The organism is Ideonella azotifigens (assembly GCF_006519715.1).
Taxonomy (GTDB): domain Bacteria; phylum Pseudomonadota; class Gammaproteobacteria; order Burkholderiales; family Burkholderiaceae_C; genus Ideonella; species Ideonella azotifigens.
The window spans coordinates 1-2,301 of sequence record NZ_VIDT01000787.1 but is presented as its reverse complement, the minus strand read 5'-3'; the positions used below and the strand labels follow the sequence as shown (position 1 = coordinate 2,301).

Here is a 2,301-nt window from a genome sequence, read left to right as displayed (position 1 = left end):
GCGCGCTTCGCCGAGCAGCAGGTGGTGCTGCACCTCGAAGCCTTCGCGTTGCAGCGCAAAGACGACAGTGGCGGCAATTGCCGGGTCATCCTCCAGCAACAAGATCATGACAGCCCCTCGTCCGACGTGTACGTCGGCCGGTCCCCCAAGGGGACGCGGGCCGGCTTGGGAGCGGCCCGGCGCTCGGCCCGCTTTGAAGGTGTGGCCATGGATGGAGGTCAGCTGAAACTGGTCGCACCCAGCACCGGGAACAACTTCAGCAGCCCGTCGGCCAGCAGTTCCACCGCCATCGCCGCGAGGATCAGGCCCATCAGCCGGGTCATCACGTCGATGCCGGTCTGGCCGAGCACGCGGGCGATGCGGCCTGCGGCCGAGAAGACCAGGAAGGTCGCCACGCCGACCACCACGCCGTAGCCCACCAGCACCGCGTGCTCCCAGAAGGTGCGGGTCTTCTCGGCATAGATCACCATGGTCGAGATCGTCGCCGGGCCGGTCAGCAGCGGCACGCCCAGCGGCACGACGGCGATGGAGGCGCCTGCTTCGGCCTTGGCGCGGCCTTCCTGCACGTCCCTGGGCCGGGTGTCGCCGGGCTGGGCATTGAGCATGTTGATGGCCGAGATCAGCAGCAGCACGCCACCGCCCACCTGGAACGAGGGCACCGAGATGCCGAAGAATTCGATGATCTTCAGGCCGGCCAGGCTGCTGATGGAGACCACCAGGAAGCCGGTCAGCGAGGTGGTACGCAGCGTCCTGCGCCGCTCCTCGGGCGTCATGCCCTGCGTGAAGTGGATGAAAAACGGCACGACGCCGATGGGGTTGACGATCGCCAGCAGCGCGATCAGCGGTTTGAGCAGGTCCATCTCAGGTGTTTTCCAGGGCCAGTCGGTTCAGGATGCGACCGGCCAGTTGCCGCACCAGTTGCAAACCTTCGATCGCCATGCCGCCATGCCAGGACAGCGCCTCGCCGTCCACCGCCAGGCATTCGGCGCGCGGGCAGAGTTGTTGCACGGCCTGCACGTCGGCCTCTTCGAAGCGGTAGGGCTCACTGGGCAGAAGCACCCAGCGCACATCGGTCAGCCACGGCTCGTCGCCGCGCAGCACGGGGTAGCGTGCGGCGCCGCTGGCACCGCCTTGTGTGTCCGGCAGCGTCGTCAAACCGGCGTGCGCCAGCAGGCGGCTGATGTAAGTGTCGCGTGCCACCGACATCCACGGCGCGCGCCAGACCAGGCAAAGGACCTCCTCGCGTGCCACAGGCGGTGCCAGGCTGGCCTGCCAGGCCGCAGCAAAAGCAGCCCGCTCGGCGGCCAGCGCCTGCGCCACGCCGGGCAGCTCGCCAAACGCGGCGGCCAGCTGGTCCAGCAGGGCAGGATGGTCGCCCGGCCCGCAGGGATGGGTGACGATGACTTGCAGCGGCGCACCATTTGCAGTGCGCCATTCGCGCAGCGCCTGGACGGTGTCGAGCCGGTTTTCGTCGACGTTGACCAGCACGTGAGTCGGTGCGAGCCGCTGCAGCTTGGCCATGTTCACGTCCTTGGTACCACCGACTTTCGAAACTTCCCGCACGGCTTGGGCCGGATGGATGCAGAATCCAGTTCTCGCGACCAGCCAGGGCCCCAGGCCCAAGCGCACCAGCAGCAGCGTCAGGCTGGGCACCAGGCAGGCAATGCGGCAAGCGCTGGCAGGCTGCAATTCGTCAGGCATGGCCGCGATCCATGGAAAACACCGGCCGAGTCTCGCATGCTTGGCAACCCGCTACATCGGCCATCAAGGCCTGTGCAGCCGGCATCAATTGGTGGTTCCCTGGTCTGGCTGCAGATGCAGCGCAGAAAAACGACAAATTGACAAGCAAGCTTTTGCCGCGAACGCAAAAATAGTCTCATAATGGGCTGGGGCAGCTTGCTTTTGCTGCCTCGTGTTTGCTGTGTATGGACGCGGCACCTTCGCTTGATGGTTCACGCTGGGTTGAAGCTCCACATGGTCTTTTTGTGATTGATAGGAGCGTTCCCCATGGGAAACAAGCTTTATGTCGGCAACCTCGCTTACAGCGTGCGCGACGACTCTCTGCAACAAGCGTTTGGTGAATTTGGTACCGTCACGTCCGCCAAGGTCATGATGGACCGCGAAACCGGCCGTTCCAAGGGCTTCGGCTTCGTGGAAATGGGCTCGGATGCCGAAGCCCAAGCCGCTGTGAACGGCATGAACGGCCAGCCTCTGGAAGGCCGCGCCATCGTCGTGAACGAAGCTCGTCCGCGTGAAGAGCGTCCGGGTGGCTTTGGTGGTGGTGGCGGCGGCGGTGGTAGC

General features: G+C 65.3%; 3 protein-coding genes. 1 reads left to right on the top strand and 2 read right to left on the bottom strand.

Translation table 11 applies throughout. From position 1 onward, the window contains the following. Window positions 1-218: 218 nt before the first annotated feature. Complete coding sequence (locus tag FKP22_RS27640; RefSeq protein WP_141291198.1) at window positions 219-860, bottom strand: MarC family protein; 642 nt, start codon at window positions 858-860, stop codon at window positions 219-221. A 1-nt stretch (window position 861) separates the two neighbouring features. Next, window positions 862-1,701 (bottom strand): helical backbone metal receptor, encoded by an 840-nt coding sequence (locus FKP22_RS27635; RefSeq protein ID WP_211361619.1) that lies wholly within the window; start codon window positions 1,699-1,701, stop codon window positions 862-864. A gap of 306 nt (window positions 1,702-2,007) precedes the next feature. Between FKP22_RS27635 and rbp the strand changes: the two genes are divergently transcribed. After that, window positions 2,008-2,301, top strand: a 294-nt coding sequence (gene rbp, locus FKP22_RS27630; protein ID WP_141291194.1) for an RNA-binding regulator, incomplete at its 3' end; no start/stop codon positions are given.

What these genes read in the sequence shown, in the direction of transcription:
- FKP22_RS27640 (WP_141291198.1), bottom strand. Translation starts at nt 860, where the DNA reads ATGGACCTGCTCAAACCGCTGATCGCGCTGCTGGCGATCGTCAACCCC.
- FKP22_RS27635 (WP_211361619.1), bottom strand. Translation starts at nt 1,701, where the DNA reads ATGCCTGACGAATTGCAGCCTGCCAGCGCTTGCCGCATTGCCTGCCTG.